Annotated in this window: 21 protein-coding genes; 12 read left to right on the forward strand and 9 right to left on the reverse strand. The window is 68.0% G+C overall.

Going from position 1 to position 23,083, the window contains the following annotated elements:
- Positions 1-2 precede the first annotated feature (2 nt).
- Entirely contained in the window at positions 3-923 is a 921-nt protein-coding gene (locus AC07WJ_RS17165) for a LysR family transcriptional regulator (protein ID WP_494935830.1), read from the forward strand.
- A 338-nt stretch (positions 924-1,261) separates the two neighbouring features.
- Here the strand turns inward: AC07WJ_RS17165 and AC07WJ_RS17170 are convergent, their stop codons facing one another.
- From AC07WJ_RS17170 to AC07WJ_RS17205, 8 genes are all read right to left on the reverse strand, one after another.
- On the reverse strand, positions 1,262-1,909 hold the full coding sequence (locus AC07WJ_RS17170; protein ID WP_494935831.1) for an aspartate/glutamate racemase family protein: 648 nt from the start codon (positions 1,907-1,909) through the stop codon (positions 1,262-1,264).
- Between the two features lie 2 nt (positions 1,910-1,911).
- Positions 1,912-2,823, reverse strand: a complete 912-nt coding sequence (locus AC07WJ_RS17175; RefSeq protein WP_494935832.1) for a polysaccharide deacetylase family protein — start codon at positions 2,821-2,823, stop codon at positions 1,912-1,914.
- A 2-nt stretch (positions 2,824-2,825) separates the two neighbouring features.
- A complete protein-coding gene (locus AC07WJ_RS17180) occupies positions 2,826-3,785 on the reverse strand; it encodes a polysaccharide deacetylase family protein (protein ID WP_494935833.1) in 960 nt (319 codons plus the stop codon).
- A 287-nt stretch (positions 3,786-4,072) separates the two neighbouring features.
- On the reverse strand, positions 4,073-4,873 hold the full coding sequence (locus AC07WJ_RS17185; RefSeq protein ID WP_494935834.1) for an ABC transporter permease: 801 nt from the start codon (positions 4,871-4,873) through the stop codon (positions 4,073-4,075).
- On the reverse strand, positions 4,870-5,706 hold the full coding sequence (locus tag AC07WJ_RS17190) for an ABC transporter permease (protein ID WP_494935835.1): 837 nt from the start codon (positions 5,704-5,706) through the stop codon (positions 4,870-4,872). Before AC07WJ_RS17190 ends, AC07WJ_RS17185 begins: the two co-directional genes overlap by 4 nt.
- On the reverse strand, positions 5,703-6,779 hold the full coding sequence (locus AC07WJ_RS17195; RefSeq protein ID WP_494935836.1) for an ABC transporter ATP-binding protein: 1,077 nt from the start codon (positions 6,777-6,779) through the stop codon (positions 5,703-5,705). The genes AC07WJ_RS17190 and AC07WJ_RS17195 overlap by 4 nt, the downstream gene beginning before the upstream one ends.
- Before the next feature lie 321 nt (positions 6,780-7,100).
- Positions 7,101-8,159, reverse strand: a complete 1,059-nt coding sequence (locus AC07WJ_RS17200) for an extracellular solute-binding protein (RefSeq protein WP_494935837.1) — start codon at positions 8,157-8,159, stop codon at positions 7,101-7,103.
- Positions 8,160-8,583: 424 nt separating this feature from the next.
- On the reverse strand, positions 8,584-9,996 hold the full coding sequence (locus AC07WJ_RS17205; protein WP_494935838.1) for an amidase: 1,413 nt from the start codon (positions 9,994-9,996) through the stop codon (positions 8,584-8,586).
- A 129-nt stretch (positions 9,997-10,125) separates the two neighbouring features.
- On the opposite strand from AC07WJ_RS17205, the gene AC07WJ_RS17210 reads away from it, so the two are divergent.
- The 7 genes from AC07WJ_RS17210 to AC07WJ_RS17240 all read left to right on the forward strand — a co-directional run bounded on the left by AC07WJ_RS17210 (position 10,126) and on the right by AC07WJ_RS17240 (position 16,799).
- Positions 10,126-11,301 (forward strand): ABC transporter ATP-binding protein, encoded by a 1,176-nt coding sequence (locus AC07WJ_RS17210; protein WP_494935839.1) that lies wholly within the window; start codon positions 10,126-10,128, stop codon positions 11,299-11,301.
- Positions 11,302-11,318: 17 nt separating this feature from the next.
- Positions 11,319-12,347, forward strand: coding sequence for an extracellular solute-binding protein (locus AC07WJ_RS17215; protein WP_494935840.1), 1,029 nt, complete (start codon positions 11,319-11,321; stop codon positions 12,345-12,347).
- Positions 12,348-12,357: 10 nt separating this feature from the next.
- Entirely contained in the window at positions 12,358-13,224 is an 867-nt protein-coding gene (locus AC07WJ_RS17220; protein ID WP_494935841.1) for an ABC transporter permease, read from the forward strand.
- A 7-nt stretch (positions 13,225-13,231) separates the two neighbouring features.
- On the forward strand, positions 13,232-14,053 hold the full coding sequence (locus tag AC07WJ_RS17225) for an ABC transporter permease (protein WP_494935842.1): 822 nt from the start codon (positions 13,232-13,234) through the stop codon (positions 14,051-14,053).
- 27 nt (positions 14,054-14,080) lie between these two features.
- Positions 14,081-14,992, forward strand: a complete 912-nt coding sequence (locus tag AC07WJ_RS17230) for a polysaccharide deacetylase family protein (RefSeq protein WP_494935843.1) — start codon at positions 14,081-14,083, stop codon at positions 14,990-14,992.
- A 5-nt stretch (positions 14,993-14,997) separates the two neighbouring features.
- Positions 14,998-15,849: an NHL repeat-containing protein gene (locus AC07WJ_RS17235; protein WP_494935844.1), complete on the forward strand. Its 852-nt coding sequence runs from the start codon at positions 14,998-15,000 to the stop codon at positions 15,847-15,849.
- A gap of 146 nt (positions 15,850-15,995) precedes the next feature.
- Positions 15,996-16,799: a response regulator gene (locus AC07WJ_RS17240; RefSeq protein ID WP_494935845.1), complete on the forward strand. Its 804-nt coding sequence runs from the start codon at positions 15,996-15,998 to the stop codon at positions 16,797-16,799.
- A 42-nt stretch (positions 16,800-16,841) separates the two neighbouring features.
- Here the strand turns inward: AC07WJ_RS17240 and purU are convergent, their stop codons facing one another.
- A complete protein-coding gene (gene purU, locus AC07WJ_RS17245; protein WP_494935846.1) occupies positions 16,842-17,720 on the reverse strand; it encodes a formyltetrahydrofolate deformylase in 879 nt (292 codons plus the stop codon).
- Between the two features lie 214 nt (positions 17,721-17,934).
- On the opposite strand from purU, the gene AC07WJ_RS17250 reads away from it, so the two are divergent.
- The 4 genes from AC07WJ_RS17250 to AC07WJ_RS17265 are packed head-to-tail and all read left to right on the forward strand — an operon-like array spanning position 17,935 to position 23,037.
- Positions 17,935-19,188 (forward strand): sarcosine oxidase subunit beta family protein, encoded by a 1,254-nt coding sequence (locus tag AC07WJ_RS17250; protein ID WP_494935847.1) that lies wholly within the window; start codon positions 17,935-17,937, stop codon positions 19,186-19,188.
- A gap of 9 nt (positions 19,189-19,197) precedes the next feature.
- On the forward strand, positions 19,198-19,461 hold the full coding sequence (locus tag AC07WJ_RS17255; protein ID WP_494935848.1) for a sarcosine oxidase subunit delta: 264 nt from the start codon (positions 19,198-19,200) through the stop codon (positions 19,459-19,461).
- On the forward strand, positions 19,458-22,502 hold the full coding sequence (locus tag AC07WJ_RS17260) for a sarcosine oxidase subunit alpha family protein (RefSeq protein WP_494935849.1): 3,045 nt from the start codon (positions 19,458-19,460) through the stop codon (positions 22,500-22,502). Before AC07WJ_RS17255 ends, AC07WJ_RS17260 begins: the two co-directional genes overlap by 4 nt.
- Positions 22,495-23,037 carry a sarcosine oxidase subunit gamma gene (locus tag AC07WJ_RS17265; protein ID WP_494935850.1) on the forward strand — a complete coding sequence of 181 codons (543 nt, stop codon included), beginning with the start codon at positions 22,495-22,497 and terminating at the stop codon, positions 23,035-23,037. Before AC07WJ_RS17260 ends, AC07WJ_RS17265 begins: the two co-directional genes overlap by 8 nt.
- Positions 23,038-23,083 lie beyond the last annotated feature (46 nt).

Raw genomic sequence — 23,083 nt, forward strand, 5'->3', positions numbered from 1 at the left:
CCATGACGCTGCGCCAGCTGGAGATCCTGCGCGCCATCATCCGCTATCGCACGACGGTGGCGGCAGCGAGCCAGCTCGGCTTGTCGCAGCCGGCGATCAGCAACGCGATCAAGGCCATGGAGGCGCAAACCGGCTTTCCGCTGTTCGAGCGGATCAACAACCGGCTGTTCCCCACCCGCGAGGCGCAAATGCTGCATGACGAGGCGGAATCGATCTTCACCATGCACACCATCCTGGAAAACAAGCTTCGCGACCTGAAGGAGAGCAAGGCCGGCCATTTGCGCATCGTCGCGACGCCGCCGATCGGCTACGGCGTCATTCCCTCGGCGCTGCGCCAGTTCCTGGCCCAGCGGCCGCAGGTGCAGGTGTTTTTCGACGTCCGCCGCTACGAAGGGGTGATCGACAGCGTCGAAAACAACCTGGTCGAACTGGGCTTCGCCATCGGCCTGGAGGATCGGCCCGGCCTGCATTGCGAGGCGGTGTTCACCGGCGACATGGTCTGCGTGGTCAAGCCGGGCCATCCGCTGGCGGCCAGGCCGGTGATCACGCCGGCCGATCTCGACGGTTACCCCTTCATCGCGCTCGAACGCGGCACCCGGCTCGGCGAGGCGGTGCGCGAGAGCTTCCGCAAGGCCGGCCAGCCGTTCAAGCACGCGGTCGAGGTGCGCTATTGCAACACCGCCTGCGTGCTCGCCGAAAGCGGTGTCGGGGTGGCCGTGGTCGACCCGTTCTCGCCGCGCTACGGCGCCGGCGACGACCTGGTGGTGCTGCCTTATGAGCCGGTGACCCGGGCGGTCGCCTCGGTGGCCTGGTCGAAGAGCCGGCCGCTGTCGAGGCTCGCCCAGGCATTTCTGGCCGAGGTGCGGGCGGGGGCGGCGCGGATGGAGCGGGATTACCGGGAAAGGTTGAGCAAGCGGGATTGAAGGGGGGTGCCGAGCAGGTCGATTGGCTTCTGGTGCTGCATCAAGGTTGGTTGCCGGCGCCGCATTGAGGTTTGCCGTCCTTCGAGGGGCGCGCCGGAACCACTGTCCCCACCTCTCCCCGGCGGGGAGAGGTCGGCGCTTTAGCGCCGGGAGAGGGGGAATTGTGGCCTCAAAACAAGGCTTTGCCCGCTTCGCATGGTGCATTTCCGTCGAGCGCATTTCCCCCTCTCCCGACCGCTCGCTCCGCTCACGGTCGACCTCTCCCCGCTGGGCGAGGTGAGCGTGGTGGTTCTCGTGCGAGGACTGGAAGGATGGCCGAACCGAATGCCATGCTCCCCTCACATCGTCGCCGCCCGCCCCACGGCGAGCCGCACCGCCGCCGGAACCGGCTCGACCAGCGGCGCCGACACGTCAGGACCGATCCGCCGGGCCGCCACCGCGAGCGGGCCGCCGCCGATGACGATCGCCTCGGCGCTGAGATCGCGCACAGCCCGCCGGCACGCGTCCAGCAAGGCCTCGGCGAGCCGGTCGGGATCGGCCATGACGGTTTGCGTGTCGCCTTCGGTCAGGACGGTGCCAAGGAATGCCGCGCCATGGCCATAACGCCCGGCGAGGCCGGCGATCGAGGCGGTGAGATCCGGCGTGGTGGTGACCACGGCGAAACGGCGGCCGCCGGCGGCAGCCTCCGCCATGCCGGCCTCGGCGATGCCGGTGACCGGGACCGCCAGGATATCCTTCAGGCGCGGCAACGCGGGATCGCCGAAGGCCGAGATGATGACGCCGTCGACCCCGGACAGTGGTCCCGTGAGCGCCGCGACGACCGCTTCGGCCGCCGTCGCAAGCGCGGCGGCGTCGGTGATCAGGGGCACGCCGAAGGGCGCGGTCAGGCCTTCGATCGTGATGCCCGGCACGGCGTCGCGGGCGATCGCGACCATGGCCTCGGTCGTGACGGGATTGGTGTTCGGATTGACCAGCAGCAGGCGCATGGTCAGGACGCCGGCACGGCGGTGGCGAAGGCCTCGGCAATGGCGTCGCGGCGGGCCACATAGACGCGATCGCCGAGGGCGGCCAGCCGGTCGAGTATCCCGGTGAAAGCCGGGAAGCGGGCGGGCCGGCCGCAGATCCTCAGGTGAAAGCCGATATTGAGCAGGCGCGGATGACCGCGCCCGGCCTCGGCCAGCAGGGTCGTCAGCGCGTCCTCGACATAGCCGACCATCTCGCTCGCGCGGACGAAACCGTTGGGGTGGAAGAACTTCATGTCATTGGTATCGAGCGCATAGGGCAGCACCAGCAGAGGCCGCGCACCTCGGCGATCCCAATAGGGCAGGTCGTCGTCGAAGCCGTTCGACGCATAGCGGAAGCCGCGTTCGACCAGCAGGTCGCGGGTCCAAGGGCTCTCGGCGCCGCGGCAGAAAAAGCCCGAGGGCCTGACGGCGCAGGCTTGGCCGATGACATCAAGGCAGCGGTCGAGATCGGCGGCCTCGGCCGCGCGGGTCTCGTAATCGGCATGGGGCCGCCAGCGCCAGCCGTGAATGGCGGCCTCATGGCCACGTTCGGTGACCGCCCGGGCGAGCTCCGGCACCCGTTCCACCGCGCGCCCGCACAAGAAGAAGGTCGAGGGCAGGCGGCAGCGGTCGAGCGCGTCGAGCATGCGCCAGAGGCCGGCGCGCATGCCATAGGCGAAGATCTGCTCCTGGCCCATGTCGCGCCGGCCGGCCTCGACCACGCTCAGGACCTCGCCCATCCGTTCGCTCTGCGGGTCGCCGTCGCCGACCTGCCACTCGGCGCCTTCCTCGAAATTGACCACCACGGAGACGGCGAGCCTGGCGCCGTTCGGCCAGCGGAAATCGGGCCAGCGGCCGCCATAGCCGAGGAGATCGCGGGAGGAGGGCTCCGGCATGGTCAGACCTCGAAGGGCGAGAGCGACGGGCGGGGCGCCCAGGGATCGAGGCCGAGGCCGGCGCGCCAGGCGGTGGCGATGGCGTCGCGGCGGGCCAGCCAGACCCCGGGTTTCTCGGCGATATGGGCAAGCAGCGCTTCGAGCCCGCCAATACGCCCCGCCCGGCCGATGATCCTCAGGTGCAGGCCGATCGACAGCATGCGCGGCTCGGACGCGCCCTCGGCATAGAGCCGCTCGAAAGCCGAGATGCAGTAGCGGGCGAAGTCGTCGCCCTGGACGAAGCCGCCGCCGGGCTGGAAGCGCATGTCATTGGTGTCGAAGGCATAGGGCAGGATGACCAGATCGCGGCCGCCGGCCCGGTGCAGCTGCGGCATGTCGTCGTTATAGGCATTGGAATCATAGAGGAAACCACCATGCTCGGTGAGCAGCCGGCGGGTGTTGACCGAGGTCGCCGAACGGGTGTGCCAGCCGACCGGCGGCGTCCCGGCAGCGGAACCGATGGCCGCAACCGCGCGCGCAATGACCTGGCGCTCGGCGGCTTCCGCCATATGCACCTGGCGCTCCCAGCGCCAGCCATGGGCCGAGACCTCGTGGCCGTCGGCCACCGCCTCCCGGGCGAGCCAGGGCGACCAGGCAATGGCCCGGCCGCAGGCATTGAGGGTCGCCGGCACCTGATAGTCGGACAGGAGTTTGCGGATGCGCGGCCAGCCGCGCCGGGGGCCGTAGTCGTAATGGCTTTCCATGCAGAGGTCGCGGGCGCCTTCAACCCGTTCGACCGCCTCATAGATGAACTCGTTGGCTTCGTCGCCCGAACCCAGCGACAGTTCGGCGCCTTCCTCGACATTGACCACGATGGAGACCGCGAGCCGGGCGTCGTTCGGCCAGCGGATCGCGGGCGGATGGGCGCCGTAACCGTGGAAGTCGCGGTCGGCCGGAGGCGGGGGGAAGGTGGGTTCAGTCATCGCGAGGGAGGTCGCCCTTGGAGGTTCGCGCCGGAACCAGGGGCCGACCTCTCCCCGGCGGGGAGAGGTCGGCCGAAGGCCGGGGGAGGGGGTGTCGATCGATCAGGACAAGGAGTGGGGGCTTCGCATGGTGCATTTCCGGTGAGCGTCTCGCCCCCTCTCCCGACCTTTTCGCGGCGCTCAAAGGTCGACCTCTCCCCGCCGGGGAGAGGTGAAGGTGGTGGTTCCGGCGCGAACCTCGAAGCACGACCGAGCCAGGTAGCGGATGCCACAAGACCGTACCCCTTCTAAAAATCCGCCATCCGCCGCAGCCCGACCAGCCTGTCGCCAATCACCAGCGAAACGACGGCCAGCCCGATCAGTCCGGTCGAGATCGCCGCGATGATCGGATCCGGCCGTTCCTCGACATATTGCAGCATCTGGATCGGCAAGGTCTTGGTCCAGGCGTCGGTAAAGAAGATCGAGATCGGATAGTTGTCCATGGAGGCGAGAAAGGCGAACATGGCGGCGGTGAGGAAAGCGGGTGCCAGCGCCGGCACCAGGACCTTGGCGAGCGCCCGGGCATAGGAACAGCCGAGCGTGCGCGCCGCGTCGATCAGGGTGAAGTCGAACAGGCTGAGCGCCGCCAGCACGGTGCGCACCACATAGGGCATGGTGATCACCACATGGGCGATCAGCAGGCTCGGCCAGGCCTCGCGCAGGCCGACCGCCTTGAAACCCTGCAGCATGGCGATACCGACGACGAGACCCGGCAGCATCAGCGGCGAGACCAGGAAGGTGGCGATCGCCTCGCTGCCGCGAAACCGGCCGCGCACCAGGGCAATGGCGCAGAGCGTGCCGAGGACCAGCGAAATGCCCGTCGACAGGCCGGCGATCTGCACCGAGGTGACGAGCGAGGGCCAGAGCCCGCGGGTTCCGCCGAGCTGCTGGTACCAGCGCGTCGACCAGGACGGCGGCGGCAAGGTGAAGACGGCCGAGGAGCCGAAGGACACCGCGATGGTAACGACGAGCGGCGTCATCAGGAAGACCACGGCGAAGCCGGTGACGATCCAGACGAGCGCCCAGGTGATCCGTTCGATCGCGGTCATGCCGGCCTGCCGATCCGCCGGGCGAGCCAGGTCGAGGCGAGCACGATCGACACGGCGATGATGAGCAGCGCCACGGCGGTGGTGGAGCCGAGCGCCTCGTCGCGCATCAGGAGGAAGGCGCGGCCGGTGAGCGTCGCCAGCATCTGGAAGCGGTCGCCGATCAACAGGCTCGGCACGACGAACATCGAGACCGCCATGGAGAAGACGAAGGCGATGCCGCTGACGATGCCGGGCAGCGTCAAGGGCAGCAGGATGCGGCGGAAACGATAGAACGGGCTGGCGCCGAGCGTGGCGCCGGCTTCGGTCAGGCGCGGGTCGACCAGTTTCACCACCGAATAGATCGGCAGGATCATGAAGGGCAGGAAGACATTGGCCGCGCCCAGCACCAGGCCGCCCTCGGTGAACAAGAGGCGCTGCGGCTCGTCCCAGATGCCGGTGGCGACCAGCAGTTTCGAGATCACGCCGTCGCGGCGCAGCACGATCTGCCAGGCGAAGGCCTTGACCACCACGCCGATGGACAAGGGCAGGATGATGGCGACCAGCAGGATGACCTGGGCGATGCCCCTGGCGCGCGCCATGGCGATGGCCACGGGATAGCCGATGATGAGCGAGACCAGGGTGACCATGACGGCGATGCGCAGCGTGTTGCCGATGACGCGCCAGGAATAGGGATCGGCGAAGAAGGCCGCGAACAGCTTGAGCGTGAAGCCGTCGGGACCGGTGACGCTGCGCGCCAGCAGGAAGGCCAGCGGCACGGCATAGACCAGCCCGAGCCAGGCGACCGCGGGCGCCGCCAGCCAGCCGATGCGGGATTGCGGGGCTGTGACGCTCATGATTTGAGCCTGGGATAGACCAGCGTTTCGGCGACCGGCCAGGAGATCGGCGTCTCGGTGCCGGCGGTGAGGCCCGCGGGCAGGGCGCCCATGCTCTCGATCTGGATCGGTTCGCCCGGCGGCGCGGCGAAATGGGCCTGCACGCGGGAGCCCTGGAAGACGATATCGGTGAGCCTCGCCTTGATGGTGTTCTCTCCCGGCTGCGCCCCGAAGGCCATCCGTTCCGGACGCACGCCGATGAGCACCGGGCTGCCCGGCGTGAACCGGCCCCGGCCGCGGATCCGGCCGAAATCGGTCGCGACCGCCACTTCGCCCGGACCGCTGGCCTCCAGCGCGGTGCCGGCGATGCGGGTCGACAGCCCGACGAATTCCAGCGCGAAGGGGGTGGCGGGCCGCTTGTAGATGGCATCGGGGGTGTCGAGCTGCTCGATCTGGCCGCGGTTCATCACCGCGACGCGGTCCGACATCATCAAGGCTTCGTCCTGGTCGTGGGTGACGAAGATCGCTGTCGTGCCGAGTTCGCGCAGCAGCCGCTTCAGGTCGATCTGCATGGTCTCGCGCAGCTTGCGGTCGAGCGCCGAGAAGGGCTCGTCAAGCAAGAGGAGCTTCGGCTGCACCGCCAATGCGCGGGCGACCGCGACGCGCTGCTGCTGGCCGCCCGACAGGGCCTTCACCGAACGGTCGGCGAAAGCGGCCATCTGGGCGAGGTCGAGAAAGCGCCTCACCGTCGGGGCGATCTGGTCCTTGCGCGTACCGCGCGCCTTCAGGCCGAAGGCGACGTTCTCGCCAACGCTGAGATGGGGAAACAGGGCGTAGTTCTGGAACACCACGCCGACGTCACGGCGATGCGGCGGACGCGCCGAAATGTCCTCGCCGTCGAGCACGATCCGGCCGGTATCGGCCGCCATCAGGCCGGCGACGATGCGCAACAGCGTGGTCTTGCCGCAGCCGGACGGGCCGAGCAGCGAGACGAACTCGCCTGGCGTGACGGCAAGGTCGACGCCGTCGAGCACCATGGCGCTGCCGAAGCTCTTGGCGGCGCGGCGAATGTCGAGAAAGGCTGAATCGGTCATGGGGCTACGCGGCAGTTGTCGTACGAGGGCTTCGCCTAAACCTCTCCCCAGCAGGGAGAGGTCAGCCGCATAGCGAGTGCGAACGCATCTCGCGTTCGCGCGATGCCATGCGGCCGGGAGAGGGGGATTTGAGGTTGGAGAACAAGGCCTTGCGCGCTTCGCATGGTGATTTTCCGTCACGCACCTCGCCCCCTCTCCCGACCTTTCGCTGCGCTCAAGGTCGACCTCTCCCCGCCGGGGAGAGGTGAGGCGGAGTGCTTCTGGTGTCAGCCCTCGACGGACGGGCAGGCGGTTGTGCCGCGCATCCGGCCGCCTGTCGCCTCACATCGACATCTCGCGGTCCCAGCGCTGAACCCAGGCATTGCGGTTTTCGGCGACGAAGGCCCAGTCGATCGGGTGAACCGTGACATCGGTCGGCATGCCCGGCGGCGGAGCGACGTCGACATTGGTCGGCAGCGCGAAGGTCGGCGGCGCGATCTGGGCCTGCAGTTCGGCGCCCAGGAGCTCGTTGACATAAGCGAAGGCGAGGTCCTGGTGCGGCGCGCCCTTGACCACGGCAATGCCCGACGGCACCGCGAAAATGCCTTCCTTCGGCGCGGCGAGGCCGAGCGGCGCGCCGTCGAGCTTGCGCTGCAGGGCGAAGGAGGACAGCGCGCCGACGATCATGTGCGCCTCGCCCTGTTCCAGCAGGCTGAAGGCCTGGGGCATCTGGTTGTAGACGGTGAGCAGGTTGGGCTTGAGCGAGATCAGTTTCCTGAAGCCGGCCTCGGTGTCGCGCAGCGCTTCCGCCATCGGCTTGCCGGTGGCCAGGTGCGAGGCCATGAACAGATTGGCGAGACCCTCGGTGTTCTGCAGCGAGGGGATGATGATGCGGCCCTTGAACTTCGGATCGAAGGCGTCGGCCCAGGAGGCCGGCGGCGTCTTGATCACGTCGGTATTGTAGGCGACGCCCTGCCAGGGCTGCAGGTAATTGGCCCATCGGCCGTCCATATGAACGGTGCCCGGCTTCAGCTTGGCGAGATTGGCGGCCTTGGCCGGCGTCAGCGGCTCCAGGAGGTTTTCGCGCACCGCCAGGATCATCACCGGATCGTCCATTTGGACCACCGAAAGATAGGGCCGGTCCTTGTTCTTCTGCATCTTTTCCAGGTTCACCAGCGAGCGGGTGCCCTCGAAGGTCAGCTTGGCATTGTATTTCTTCTCGAACAGCGGGGTGACGAACTGCTCGACCCAGGGCTTGTGGCTGGCGGCGCCGCCGACCACCAGTTCGCGCGGCTGCGCGCGGACAAGCTTCGGGGCGGCCAGCGTCATGAGCGTGCCGGCGCCGAAACCGGTTATGACCTGCCGGCGGTCGAGGCCGGCTTTCCCTGTGGCTTCGGTCATGGGGGATCTCTCTCGTCTGGTTGCCGGCGGCCAGCGCCATTTCAGCCATTGAGGTCAGCAAGAGGCGTGCCGGAGATCGCTGCCAGGAGTGTCAGCGATGATTTTGCGGGCGTGGCGCAAATTTGTGCAGATTGGTTGGTGGAAGGCGCACTAAAAGTGCGCAGCCATCGGACAGTTCATGCTGCAAAACGGGCGGGCTTAGCAGGGCTGGACAGTGGTCATGACTTGTTGATTTCGGTGCAAACAATTCGTGGATGCCCGGGACAAGCCCGGGCAAGACGATGTGTTGAGCTCACGGTGTGCTGGGCAATGGGCGCGGGGGCCGCACCGCTTCCAGGGATGACGCCTCCTCTTGCCCGGGCTTGTCCCGGGCATCCACGACTTGCACCGAAATCACCCGGTCAAAATCAGCTGCGCAGCAGTCCTAAAGCAAGGCCTCCACGGCCGCGGCGATGGCCAGCAGCTTGCGGTCCTTCAGGCGCGGCGCGACGATCTGCAGGCCGAGCGGCAAGCCGCTGGCGTCGATGCCCGAGGGCACCGAGATCGCCGGCTGGCGGGCATGGTTGAACAGCGGCGTGAACACCGCATGGCCGCGCGGGCCGACCTTGACGCCGGCAATGGTGTCGGGACCGAGTTGGCCGATCGGCCAGGCTGCGCATGGGGTTGTCGGGCCGATGGCGGCATCGAAACCGTTGTCGCGGAAGAATCGGGCCGCCGACAGCGCGACCTGTTCGGACAGCAACAGGGCGCGCCCGACATCGTGGCCGGCATAGTCGAAACCGCCGGCGATCTGCGCCCCGAGATCCGGGTCGATGAGGTCGGGTGTCTGTCGCCAGGCCTCGCCATGAAGGGCCGCCAGCCCTGAATGCTGGATCGGGTTGAGCCCGGCTTCGGCGACGCCCGCCGGCCAGACCGGATCACGGGCGACCAGGTTCAATCCGGCCCGGCGAAGGGTGTCCACGGCGGTTTCGAAATTCTCGATGACCTCGGGCTCGACCGGCACGTCGAGGCCCCATTTGGGCGTGTATGCAATGGTCAGGCTGGTGATGTCGACGGGCTCGCCCGCCTCGACGAAAGCCGAATGGGGATCGCGGGCATCGGGGCCGGCCATGACCTCGAAAGCGAGCGCCGCCTCGGCGACGGTGCGGGTGATCGGGCAGGGGCAGGACACGCCGAAAAACGGCTCTTCGAAGCCCGGGCCATAGGGAATGGCGCCGAAGGACGGCTTGAAACCGACGAGCCCGGTATGGGCGGGCGGGCGCCGGCTGGAGCCGCCGGCATCGGTGCCGAGCGCCAGCGGCACCAGTCCGCCGGCCACGGAAGCGACCGCGCCGCCCGACGAGCCGCCGGGCGTCAGGCTCGGGTTCATCGGGTGCCGGGTCGCGCCGTAGAGCAGATTGGTGGTCTGCCCCTTGGCGGCGAATTCCGGCGTATTGGAAATGCCGAGGACGACGGCGCCGGCTGCCTCGAGCCGTTCGACCGCGACGGCGTCCTCGGGCGCGACGAAGTCCTTGAACAGCCTGGAGCCCTGGCTGATCCGCCGGCCCTTCACCCAGATATTGTCCTTGATGGTCACGGGAACGCCGGCCAGCGGCAATTCCTCGCCGGCCTGGACCCGCCGGTCGACCGCGTCGGCGCGGGCCAGGGCATCGGCTGGATCGAAATTGATGATGGCATTGAGCCCGGGATTGAGCCTGACGATGCGTTCGATCGCGCGTTCGGTCTCGGCGCGTGCCGTCGAGCGCCCGGAGCGGACGGCTTCGGCGAGCGCCATGATCGAGGGCCAGGGCGCGTCGAGCGGCGACAGATCGGGGAACGGCGGTTCGGATAGGGGCATGCACGGGCTCCATCGATCGCGGCGTCCCAGGGTGCCCATGGGCCGCCGATGCAGGCAAGGGGCAAGGACGCGCAGGCTGGCCTGTTCGTGCGTCGAACGCGTGGCGGGCGACCGCCGCATGCGTTTGGCATGGCCGTTGCTACCTGGACCAGGGCGCCGGACGCAGGCGCCGCCACCAGGGCCTCTCGCATTCCCATGCTCGCCATCGCCGATCCCGCACCCGTCGCCGCCCAGCCGCTGACGCTCGACGGCATCACCCACAGCTACGGCGCGGGGCTCGCCGTCGACAACGTGACGCTGGAGGTCAAGGGTGGCGAGCTGGTCGCGCTGCTCGGGCCCTCCGGCTGCGGCAAGACCACGCTGCTCCGGATCGTCGCGGGCTTCATCGCGCAGACCAACGGCAAGGTGATCATCGGCGACCGGCCGATCGACGACAAGCCGCCGAACAAGCGCGACATCGGCATCGTGTTCCAGAACTATGCGCTGTTCCCGCATATGACGGTGGCCGACAACATCGCCTACGGCCTGGCGGCGCGGGGCGAGAGCCGGGCGCTGCAGCGCGAACGGGTCGGCGAGATGCTCGGGCTGGTGCAGATGAGCGACTTCGGCGACCGCAAGCCGAAACAGCTCTCCGGCGGCCAGCAGCAAAGGGTGGCGCTGGCGCGCGCGCTGGCGGTCAGGCCGCGCATCCTGCTGCTCGACGAGCCCTTCGCGGCGCTCGACAAGAACCTCAGGCTCGACATGCAGATCGAGATCAAGCGGCTGCAGCGGCAATTCGCGCTGACCGCGATCATGGTCACCCATGACCAGGACGAGGCCATGTCGATCGCCGACCGCATCGCGGTGATGAACCAGGGGCGGATCGAACAGCTCGGTTCTCCGGTGGCGATCTACGACGCGCCGGAAACCCTGTTCGTCAACAATTTCATCGGATCGAGCAATCTCCTCGACGGCACGGTCGAGGCGGTCGAAGCCGGCGAATGCCGGGTGAGGCTCGCCAGCGGCGCGGTCTGGATGCTCGCGGCGCGGCGCGGCTTCGCCGCCGGCCAGTTGGTGACCGTCTCGGTCCGTCCGGAACAGATGGAGCTCGCCGACGAGGCGGCGGCCGACCGGATCCCGGTCGACCTGAAGCTCAGCCTGCCGATCGGCGGCGACCTGATCCACGACGTCACCGGCCCGCAGGGCGAGGCCTTGAAGGTTACGGCGCCGCGCCGGCCGGGCGCCGCCTTCGGCCAGACCGGCCGGTTCCATTGCGCGCTGAGCCGGCATGCCCGGCCGGCTCTGTTTGCCCGATCCCAGTCCTGACCCCGAGGAGATCCGCCATGCTCAAGCTCAACCGCCGTGACCTCGTTGTCGGAGCCGGCCTTCTCGGCCTCGCCGGCGCCGGTCCGCGGCCCGCCCGCGCAGCCGGCAGCCTGACCGCCGCGATCTATCCCGGCACCTGGGAGGAGGCTTATCGCGGCGTGGTCGCACCGGCACTGAAGAAGAGCGCCGATATCGAGGTTGCCTTCGACTCGCTGTTCGCCGTCGACCAGGTGGCCAAGGTGCGCGCCGCCCGCGGCGTGCCGCCGTTCGACTGTTTCGTGCTCGATCCCGGCCCGGCGGCGGCAGCCCAGGCCGCCGGCCTGTTCGAGCCGATCGACGCCTCGAAACTGAGCAATGCCGGCAAGGTGCCGGCCGGGCTGATCACCTCGCACGGCGTGACCTGCAATGCCCAGGTGGTCGGCATCGCCTATAATCCGAAGAAATTCGCCACGGCCCCGAAGAGCTGGACCGACCTGTTCGCCTCGCCCTTTGTCGAGCGGCTCGGCCTGACCGGCTTCCAGACGACATTCGGCACGGTGTCGCTGATCGAAATGGCGAAAGCCTTCGGCGGTTCGGAAGCCAATATGGATCCGATCTTCGCCGCGCTGAAAACCGCGGTGTCGAAGGCCGCCGCCGTCGCCGCGCCCGCCGCCATGCCCGGCCTCTACCAGCAGGGCCAGATCGACGTGATGTATACCAACACCAATACGGTCGCGATCCTCAAGGGCCGCGGCGTCGACATCGACTTCGTCCAGCCGGCGAGCGGCGCGATCACCTTCCAGACGACCCTGCACATCGTCAAGGGCGCCGACAATATCGCCAATGCCTACAAATACATGGACACCGCCATTTCGGCCGAGGTGCAGTCGGCGCTGCAGCGCCAACCCTACAACATGATCCCGATCAACAAGGACGTGACGCTGGTCGATACGCTCGACATCAAGTCGGTCGACGAACTGACCAGAATGGTCACCCATGACTGGACCAGGATCAATCCGCAGCGGGCCGCCTGGATCGAGCGGTTCAACAAGGAGATCACCAAATAGGCCTGTCGTCATGGCCCATTCAGCCGCCATCGGGGCCGCAAGCGGCCCGCGGGACAAGGTCGACTGGCGCCTCGCGGCGCCGCTCGGCCTGACCTATCTCGCCTTTTTCGCGGCGCCGCTCATCCTGCTTCTCGGCATCAGTCTGTTCGCCGACAGCGAGCTGACCCGGCTCGGTCTCGACAGCTGGATCAAGTTCTACGGCGACGCCTTCTACCTGAAGGTCATTGCCGACACGCTGAAGCTCGGCGTCCTGGCGGTCGCGGCGACGACGGTGCTCGCCTATCCCTTGGCCCTGGTGTTCCGCGCCTCGCGGCCGCGGGTGCAGCAGGTGCTGATCTTCGTCATCCTGATGCCGCTGCTGACCTCGGTGGTGATCCGCACCTTCGCCTGGATCGTCATCCTGGCGCGCGAAGGCGTGGTCAACCAGACGCTGATCGGCATGGGCCTGACGTCGACGCCTCTGAACCTGCTGCAGACCGAGCTCGGCCTGGTGATCGCGCTGACCCAGATCGAAATGCCGCTGATGCTGCTGCCGCTGATCACCATCATGCGCCAGATGGACCAGAACCTGATCGATGCCTCCCGGGCCCTTGGCGGGTCGCGCTGGCGCACCTTCTTCCGCGTCGTGCTGCCGCTGACGCTGCCGGGCTGGATCGCCGGCGCGACACTGGTCTTTGCGTCCGCGACCACCGCCTTCATTTCGCAATCGGTGATCGGCGGGGCGAGGCTCGTCTACCTGCCGTCGCTGATCTGGCAGCAGGCCATGGTGGTCTATAACTGGCCCTTCGCGGCGGTCGCCTCGGTGACCCTGCTGTTCACCGTTCTCTCCGGCATCATGGCGCTCGGCTGGCTCGGCCGCTTCGCGCGGACCTCCTGAGGCAAGCATGACGCAACGCTCGACCGCGGCCGACATCAGCTACACCTGGACGATCGGGCTGATCGCCGCCCTGGGGATCCTGATCCTGGTCGGGCCGGTGCTGATCGTGCTCGCCACCTCGTTCACGACCTCGGCGACGCTGAAATTTCCGCCGCCGGACCTGTCGCTGCGCTGGTATCGGGATCTGTTCGACACCGCGCGGTCGGCGCAGATCCATCGCGCCGCCGGCAACAGCCTGTGGGTGGCGGGGCTTGCCACCGTCCTCGGCGCCATCCTTTCGGTGCTGGCCGCGCTGTCGATCGCCCGGATCAACCGGCCCTCGGCGCGGGCGCTGGAGGCGAGCTTCCTGTCGCCGCTGGTGCTGCCGACACTCGCCTATGGCCTGGCGACCTTGATGTTCTTTTCGTTCCTGGGGCTCAGGCCGTCGCTCAACCTGCTGATCGCCGGCCACCTCGTGGTCATCGCGCCCTTCGTGTTCCGCACCACGCTGGCGAGCCTGACCCAACTCGATCCGGTGCTGCTCGAATGTTCGTCGAGCCTGGGCGCCAGCCGGTTCTACGCGTTCCGGCGGATCACCTTGCCCTTGATCGCGCCCGGCATTGCCGCCGGCGCCTTCCTCGCCTTCATCTCCTCCATGGACAATGTTCCGGTCTCGCTGTTCCTGTCGAATGCGCGCACCGACATGCTGCCCATCCGTCTGTGGGGGATGATGGAATCGACCCTCGATGTGAGGATCGCCGCGGTGGCCGGCGTGCTGATCGCCGCCACCCTCGTGCTGATGATCGCCATGGACCGGCTGACCGGCCTGACCCGGCGGATCAGCGGCTGAGCCGAAACCCGACCCGGAGATGACCCGATGACGCTCCCCTATGACCGAGACCTGATCGGCTATGGCGCCCATCCGCCGGATCCGAAATGGCCTGATGGCGCCCGTATCGCCATCAATTTCGTGATGAATTACGAGGAGGGCTCGGAGCCTTCGGTCCAGGACGGCGAGGGTTTCACCGAGATCGGCCTGACCGAGGTCAACGGCATCGATACCGGCGTGAAGGGCCGGGACCTGGCCGGCGAGGGCATGTTCGCCTATGGCAGCCGCGTCGGCTTCTGGCGCCTGATGCGGTTGTTCCAGGAGCGTGGCCTGCCGCTCACCGTGTTCGGCTGCGCGCTCGCCATCGAGCGCAACCCTGAAGCCGCCGCCGCCATCAGGGCCTCCGGCTTCGACGTCTGCTGCCACGGCTGGCGCTGGGTGAAGCATTACCTGCTGAGCGAGGCGGAGGAGCGCGAGCATATCGCCAAGGCGGTCGCTTCGTTGAAGGAGACCGTCGGCGAGCGGCCGCTCGGCTGGTATTGCCGTTACGGGCCGAGCGTCAACACCCGCCGGCTGGTCATGGAGGAGGGTGGTTTCCTCTATGATTCAGACGCTTATGACGACGAGCTGCCCTATTGGAAGCTGGTCGGCGGCAAGCCCCAGCTGGTGGTGCCCTATTCGCTGGTCAACAATGACGGCAAATTCGGCAATGGTCAGTTCGCCACGTCGGCCGACTATTTCGAATGGCACAAGGATGCCTTCGACATGCTCTATGCCGAGGGCGCGACCAGCCCGAAAATGATGTCGGTCGGCCTGCATATGCGGCTGATCGGCCATCCCGCGCGGGCCGCGGGGCTTGCCCGTTTCCTCGATTATGTGAAGGGCCACGACAGAGTCTGGGTGACACGGCGGCTGGATATCGCGCAGCATTGGGCCAAGACTCATCCGTTTGCAGGATAATCGCCGTGAGCGCACATGAACTGATCGTCGCCCTGGGGGACGCCCGCTATCGCGTCGAGCGTCCTTTCGGCAGCTGGCCGGCCAATGCCGGTTTCGTCAGCGACGTGGCGGTGGACGGCCGCGGCCATGCCTTCGTGCTGCTGCGCCACGACAGCCAGACCCAGGCCGACGACCCCAGGGTGATCGAGCTCGGGCCCGACGGCGCCTATCTCGGCGGCTGGGGCGGCGACGCCATCGCCGATGCCCACACGCTGACCACCGATGCCGATGGCCGGGTCATCGTCGTCGACCGGGACATGCACGAGATCATCTGGTTCTCGGCGACCGGCGAAAGGCTCGGCCATCTCGGCGGGCGCGGCCTGCCGCTGTCGCCGTTCAACCACCCGACCGATGTCTCGGTGTCGCCCTGGGGCGACATCTATGTCTCGGACGGCTATGCCGCGAGCCATGTCCATCGCTTCTCGGCGGACGGCCAGCTGATCGCCAGCTGGGGCCAGCTCGGTTTCGAGGCCGGCGAATTCGGCGAGCCGCACGGCATCTGGACCTTCGCCGACGGCCGGGTCGTGGTGCTCGACCGCACCCGCGACCGGGTGCAGGTGTTCGACCGCGACGGCAATGTGCTCGACGTCTGGGAGGGCTTCTACCGGCCGATGGCGATCTGGGGCGACGCGCAAGGCCGCTCCTATATCACCGACCAGGTGCCGAGCCTGCACCTGATCGGCGCCGATGGCGTCAGACTGGGCCGCGCCCGCCCGGTCCTGAACGGCGCGCATGGCCTGTTCGGCACGCCGGAAGGCGATATCCTGATGGCGGAAGGCAATCCGAGCCGCATCACCAGGCTCCGCTTGATCCGCTGAGGGCGGCGGCCGGCCTTTGGGGCGGTTTTGTGGCTCCGTCATTCCATTGGGTTGCAGCATGGCAGAAATGCCCGCATCGGCACAATGGTACCATTGTCTTCCGGATGGTAAGGAGAGGCCGGATTCGGCTGCGGAGAGTGAAGTGAATGAAGGTTGCCGCCAGCAGGGATGAGGACTGCGACATCGACTTCGTGGAAGTCGCGCCGTGGACCGTCCTGATCGCCGAGGATTCACCGCTCTGGCGCGGACTTGTTCGCAGCGGGATCGAGGCTTTCGACCGGACTTCGATCGTTCTTGAAGCCAAAAACGGCCGGGAGGCGCTCGACGTGCTGTCGGAGCGCCCCGTGGATATCGCCTTTGTCGACCTGGCCATGCCGGAGATCGATGGCGCCGAAGTGGTCGAGCGGGTCAAGCATCACGGCAAGATGCCGTTTTTCGTCGTGATTTCGGTGACCTCGGATGCCGAGGCGATCACCCGGATGCGCAAGCTCGCGGCCTATGACTACCTGGTCAAGCCGTTCGGCCCGGAGGCGATCACGCCGGTGCTGCAGACCTTCGAACGGGTGAGCCAGCGCACGCGCATCCTGATCGTCGACGATTCCGGCACGGCGCGGACGATCGTCACGCGGATCCTGACGCATTCGATCTTCAACCTGGAGGTCACCCAGGCGGCCGATGGGGTGAGCGCGCTGGAAAACTACGCCAAGCGCGCGCCGGATATCGTCTTCCTCGACATGAACATGCCCTGGATCGACGGCGCCGACACGCTGCGGCTGCTGCGGGCGGTCAATCCGCATGTGCGGGTGGTGCTGATGTCGGCCAGTCCGGACATCGCCGAACGGGCACGCGAGCTCGGCGCCGCCGCCTACCTGAAGAAGCCGTTCTTCGCCCGCGATCTCGACCGGACGGTGCACCAGCTGTTCGAATTGCGGGTTCCCTATTCGGATTAAGGCGAGTGGCGAATAGCGAGTGGCCACTCACCATTCGCCCACTCAGCGAAACACCACCGTCTTGCCGCCGTTCTGGAACACCCGGTGCTCGACATGCATGCGCACGGCCCGGGCGAGCACCCGGGCCTCGATCTCGCGGCCGATGGCGACGAATTCGTCGACGCTCATGGCGTGGTTCACCCGCTCGGTCTCCTGCTCGATGATCGGGCCTTCGTCGAGATCGCTGGTGACGTAATGGGCGGTGGCGCCGATCAGCTTGACGCCGCGGGCATGGGCCTGGCTATAGGGCGCGGCGCCCTTGAAGCTCGGCAGGAACGAGTGGTGGATGTTGATGCATTTGCCGGCGAGCTTGGCCGACAGCCCGTCCGACAGGATCTGCATGTAGCGCGCCAGGATGACGAGATCGGCGGCCTCCTGGCCGATCAGCCTGACGATCTCGGTCTCCTGCTCGAGCTTGGTCTGCCGGGTCACCGGCAAATGGTGGAAGGTGATGCCGTGCTGCGCGGCGAGGCCGCGGGCGTCCTCGTGGTTGGAGACGATCGACACGATATCCATGGGCAAGGTGCCGATACGCCAGCGATAGAGCAGGTCGACCAGGCAATGGTCGTGCTTGGACACGAGGATGACGACCCGCGGACGCGCATGGGCGTCCCAGACGCGCCAGGTCATGGCGAAGCTCTCGGCGACCGGCGCGAAGGCCTCGGTGAAGGCTCCCGCCGTGACGCCGGCCGGCGCGGTGAAGGCGACGCGCATGAAATGCATGCCGGTCGCGGGATCGCCGAACTGCGCGCTCTCGGTGATGTTGCAGCCCTTGTCGGCGATGGCACGCGAGACGGCGGCGACGATGCCGACGCGGTCGCGGCAGACCAGGGTCAGGACAAAAGCGGGCGCGGAGGCAGGGCGGCTGGTCGTGGCGGTCATCGAAAGGGTTCCGGGAGGTCGACGTGAGGCGTCCGGCCGGCCTTTTGCCATGGTGCGATGCCGTAGGCGATCTCAATTTGCGGTCGCTTGCCGCAGCGCGGCATGGGACAATCGCAAACAGCCTCTTCCCTCGGAGCCAAGAACCTGATGAGTTCGCCCTGTGCCGCGCTGCAGCGCGGGCGCCTCGTTTCGAACGGTCAGTGACGGCAACACGATGAATTATTCCGCGCTCAGGCTTTTCCGCGAAGGTCTGCGCAATCACTCCGGCTGGGAACCGGCCTGGCGTGACGCCGAGCCGCAGGCCTCCTACGACGTGGTCATCGTCGGTGGCGGCGGCCACGGCCTCGCCACCGCCTATTATCTCGCCAAGGAGCACGGTATCGGCCGCGTCGCGGTGATCGAGAAGGGCTATATCGGCGGCGGCAATACCGGCCGGAACACCACCATCATCCGGTCCAACTACCTGCTGGAGGCCAATGCCCAGTTCTACGAACTGTCGCTGAAGCTGTGGGAGGGACTGTCCGCCGACCTCAACTACAACGTCATGTTCTCGCAGCGCGGCGTCATCAATCTCGCCCATTCCGACAGCCAGCGCGACGCCCATATGCGCCGCGGCAATGCCATGCGGCTGAACGGCATCGATTCGGAATGGCTGACGCGCGAACAGGTCGCGGCCATGGTGCCGCTGCTCGATTGCTCCGACGAAGCGCGCTTCCCGGTGGTTGGCGGCCTCATGCAGCGTCGCGGCGGCACGGCGCGCCATGACGCGGTGGCCTGGGGTTATGCGCGCGCCGCCTCGCAGCGCGGCGTCGACATCATCCAGAACTGCGAGGCGACCGGGTTTCTGATCGAAAACGGCCGGATCCAGGGCGTCGAGACCACGCGCGGCACCATCCGGGCGGCCAAGATCGGCATCGCGGTCGCCGGCCACACCAGCCATGTCGCGGCCATGGCCGGCCTGCGAATGCCGATCGAGACCCACCTGCTGCAGGCCTTCGTCAGCGAGCCGCTCAAGCCCTTCATCGACACGGTCGTCACCTTCGGCGCCGGCCATTTCTATGTCAGCCAGTCCGACAAGGGCGAACTGGTGATGGGCGGCGATCTCGACTTCTATCCCTCCTACGCCCAGCGCGGAAACCTGCCGATCATCGAGGAGGCCATGTCCTGCGGGCTGCAGATGTTCCCCTCGCTATCGCGGCTGCGCATGCTGCGCCACTGGGGCGGCGTCATGGACATGTCGATGGACGGGTCGCCGATCATCTCCAAGACGCCGGTCGGCGGGCTCTACCTGAACGGCGGCTGGTGTTACGGCGGGTTCAAGGCGACACCCGGCTCGGGATTCGTTTTCGCCCATATGATTGCCCGCGACGAGCCGCATCCGTTGAACGCCGCCTTCACCCTCGATCGTTTCGAGCGCGGCTACGCGATCGACGAAAAGGGCGCCGGACCGACCCCGAATGCGCATTGAGGCTGCCTGATGCTGACGATCCGTTGCCCCTATTGCGGCGAGCGCACCCATACCGAATTCACCTTCATGGGCGACGCGTCCAAGGTGCGGCCGGCCGATGACGCGCCGCAGGCGGTCTGGTTCGACCATGTCTTCCTGCGCGACAACCGACGCGGTCCCCTGCGGGAGATCTGGCAGCACAATCTCGGCTGCCGCGGCTTCGTGGTGATCGAACGCGACCTGGTCAGCCACGCCATCACCGATATCCCGTCGCTGCCGGAGGCCGCATCGTGAGCCATATCCGCAGCGGCCAGACCGCCGGCGACACCATGGCCGGCCCGGCCGACCAGCCGTTCCGGCTTTCCGGCGGCAGCGGCCTCGACCGCGAGCGGCGCCTGTCCTTCACCTTCGACGGCCGTTCGCTTTCGGGGTTCGCCGGCGACACGGTGGCCTCCGCCCTGATGGCCAATGGCGTGCGCCGGGTCGCCCGCTCGTTCAAATATCATCGGCCGCGCGGCACTCTGTCGGCCGGGCCGGAGGAGCCCAATGCGATCCTGCGCATCGGCACCGGCAACCGGGCCGAGCCGAACAGCCGCGCCACCATGGTGGAATTGCACCAGGGCCTCGTGGCGGAGAGCCAGAACCGGTTTCCCTCGCTCGGTTTCGACCTGGGCGCGGCCAATGCGCTGATCGGCCGCTTTCTGCCTTCGGGCTTCTACTACAAGACCTTCATGGGCCCGCAATTCGCCGGCCAGAACCGCGCCTGGATGATCTATGAGCGGTTCATCCGGGCCGCCGCCGGCATGGGCAAGCCGGTGCGGCATGCCGATCCGGATAGCTACGAGCACCGCACCGTCCATTGCGACGTGCTGGTGGTCGGTGGCGGGCCAGCCGGCCTTGCCGCGGCTCACGCCGCGGCCGAGGCCGGCGCCGATGTCATCATCGCCGACGAACGCCCGGCGCTGGGCGGCCAGCTGCGCTTCGAGACCTATGACATCGACGGCCTCCCGGCCCCGGCCTTCGCCCAGCGGATCGCCGCCGATCTCGCCGGCCGGCCCAATGTCACGATCCTGACCCGCACGACTGCCTTCGGTTTCTATGACCACGGCACCGTGGCGCTGGCCGAGCGGGTCACCGATCACCTCGGCGCGGTGGCGCCGGCGATCCTGCCGCGCCAGCGCCGCTGGCAGGTCAAGGCGCGCCGCATCGTGCTGGCGCAAGGGGCGATCGAGCGGCCGCTGGTGTTTGCCGACAACGACCTGCCCGGCGTGATGCAGGCCTCCGCCGTCCGGCGTTACGCCAACGAGTTCGCCGCCGCCGCCGGCAAGCAGGTGCTGATCGCGACCAGCAATGACGACGGCTACCGCACCGCCCTCGATCTCGCGGCAAAGGACGTGCGCATCGCCCTGATCGCCGATTCGCGCGCAACGCCCGGCCCGATCGCCGAACGCGCCCGCGCCGCCGATATCCGGGTGGTCACCGGTTATGTGCCGACCCAGGCGATCGGCCGCGGCGAGGTGCAGGGCTGCGCCATCGCGCCGGCAGGCGGCGGCAAGGGCTGGATCGTCAGCTGCGACGCCATCGCCGTCTCCGGCGGCTTCACGCCATCGGTGCATCTGCATTCGCAGGCCGGCGGCAAACTCACCTGGCACGAGGAGATCGGCGGCTTCGTGCCCGGCCAGATCGGCCAGGCGGCGGTCGCGGTCGGCGCGGGCAAGGGCACGTTCGGGCTCGCCGCGATCCTGGCGGAAGCCGCCGGCGCGGGCGCCGATGCGGCCGAAGCCTGCGGTTTCGCGCGCCATGCGCTGCCCACCTGGACGGTCGAGGACGAGATGACCGCACCGGCCGAGGCGCTGTGGGCCGTGGCCTTGCCCGCGGGCTTGAAGGCCAAGCGTTTCGTCGATTTCCAGAACGACGTGACCGCCGACGATCTCGGCCTGGCGGTCCGGGAGAACTACCGCTCGATCGAACATGTCAAGCGCTACACCACGCTCGGCATGGGCACCGACCAGGGCAAGACCTCGAATCTCAACGGGCTGGCGATCGTCGCCGGCCAGCGCGACGTCGCGATCCCGGCGGTCGGCACCACGACGTTCCGGCCGCCCTATACGCCGGTGACCTTGGGGGCGCTGGTCGGCCCCGAGACCGGCAAGCACCATGCCCCGACCCGGCGCACGCCGCTCGATGCCTGGCACCGGACCCATGGCGGGGTGATGACCGCGGCGGGCCTGTGGGAACGGCCGAAGACCTATGTCCGGCCCGGCGAAAGCTATCGCGACGCCTGGATCCGCGAGACGCTGGCGGTGCGGTCGGGCGTCGGCCTTTGCGACGTCTCGACGCTCGGCAAGATCGACGTGCAGGGACCGGATGCCCAGGTCTTTCTCGATCGGCTCTATTGCAACCCGATGGGCTCGCTCGCCGTCGGCAAGGCGCGCTACGGGCTGATGCTGCGCGACGACGGCCTGGTGTTCGACGACGGCACGGTGACGCGTATCGGCGACACCAGGTTCTACGTCACCACGACCACGGCCAATGCCGGCAAGGTGCTGAGCCATATGGAGTTCCTGCTGGCGACGGCCTGGACCGGATTGAAGGTGCAGGTCGCTTCGATCTCCGACCAGTACGGCCAGATCGCGGTGGCGGGCCCACGCGCGCGCGCCGTGCTCGAGGCAGCCTCCGGCACCGGTCTCGGCGACGACGTGCTGCCGCATCTCGGTACGCTGCAGGTGAATCTCGCCGGCCATGCCTGCCGGCTGTTCCGCGTCAGCTATTCCGGCGAGCGGGCTTATGAGGTGTCCGTGCCCTGGCGCGCCACCGCCGAGGTCTGGAACCGGCTGATGACCGCCGGGTCCGTCGAGGGCATCGTGCCCTACGGCCTGGAGGCCATGGGCGCCATGCGCATCGAGAAGGGGCATGTCGCCGGTCCGGAGCTCGACGGCCGCACCACGCCGGCCGATCTCGGCCTCGGGCGCATGGTGTCGGCGAAGAAGGCCTTTGTCGGCAAGGTTCTGCTCGGTCGCGAGGGCCTGCGTGATCCGGACCGGCTGAAGCTGGTCGGCCTGGAGCCGGTCGACGGCACGACGGCTATTCCCGCCGGCGCCAATCTCGTGCGCGATCCGGAGGCGGCAACGCCCATGCCGATCCTCGGCCATGTCACGTCGGCCACCTATAGTCCGACGCTCGGCCGGCCGATCGCGCTGGCCCTGCTCAAACCCAGCGCCGTGCAGGAGGGGCAATCCCTGTTCGCCGCGGCGCCGGTGCTCAATCTCGCGGTGGCGGTGAAAGTCTGCGATCCCGTGTTTTTCGATGCCGAGGGAGGGCGGATGCATGGCTGAGCCGGGACAAGCCCATCGCATTCTGTCGGGCGACGGCCTGACGGTCGAACGGATCGCGCCGGCGGCGCTGGTCCTGGTCAGCAGTTTTGGCGGCGGCGATGCCGGCGGCGCCCTGGCCGGGGCGCTCGGGTGCGCGGAGCCTGCGGCGAACCGCTGGACCGAAACCGACGATCATCTCCTGGCGAGTGTCGGGGCAGGGCGCTGGATGGTGTCCGCCGACGGCGAGGCCGCCGGTACCTTGTCGACGCGGCTCGAGGCCGCGCTCGGTGCGCAAGCCGCGGTGGTCGACCTCGGCCATGGCCGGGTCGTCTTCGCACTCGAGGGGCCGGGCGCCCGGGCGGTTCTCGCCAAGGGCTGCACGGTGGATCTGCGGCCCTCCCGGCTTGGCGCGGGCACGGCCGTCGTCACGGCCTTCGGCAGGCTGGCCGCGACCATCCTGGTGCGTGAGGACGAACGCTTCGAGATCTATGTCGCGAGTTCCTATGCCGATTATCTCGAGGAATGGCTCGCGGCCGCGACACGGGAGTTTGCGTGAGGTGCACGTAGACCCTCTCCCACGAAGACGTGGGCGAGGGTTTACG

It is taken from the genome of Phreatobacter sp. GW821-FHT04C01, assembly GCF_059420385.1.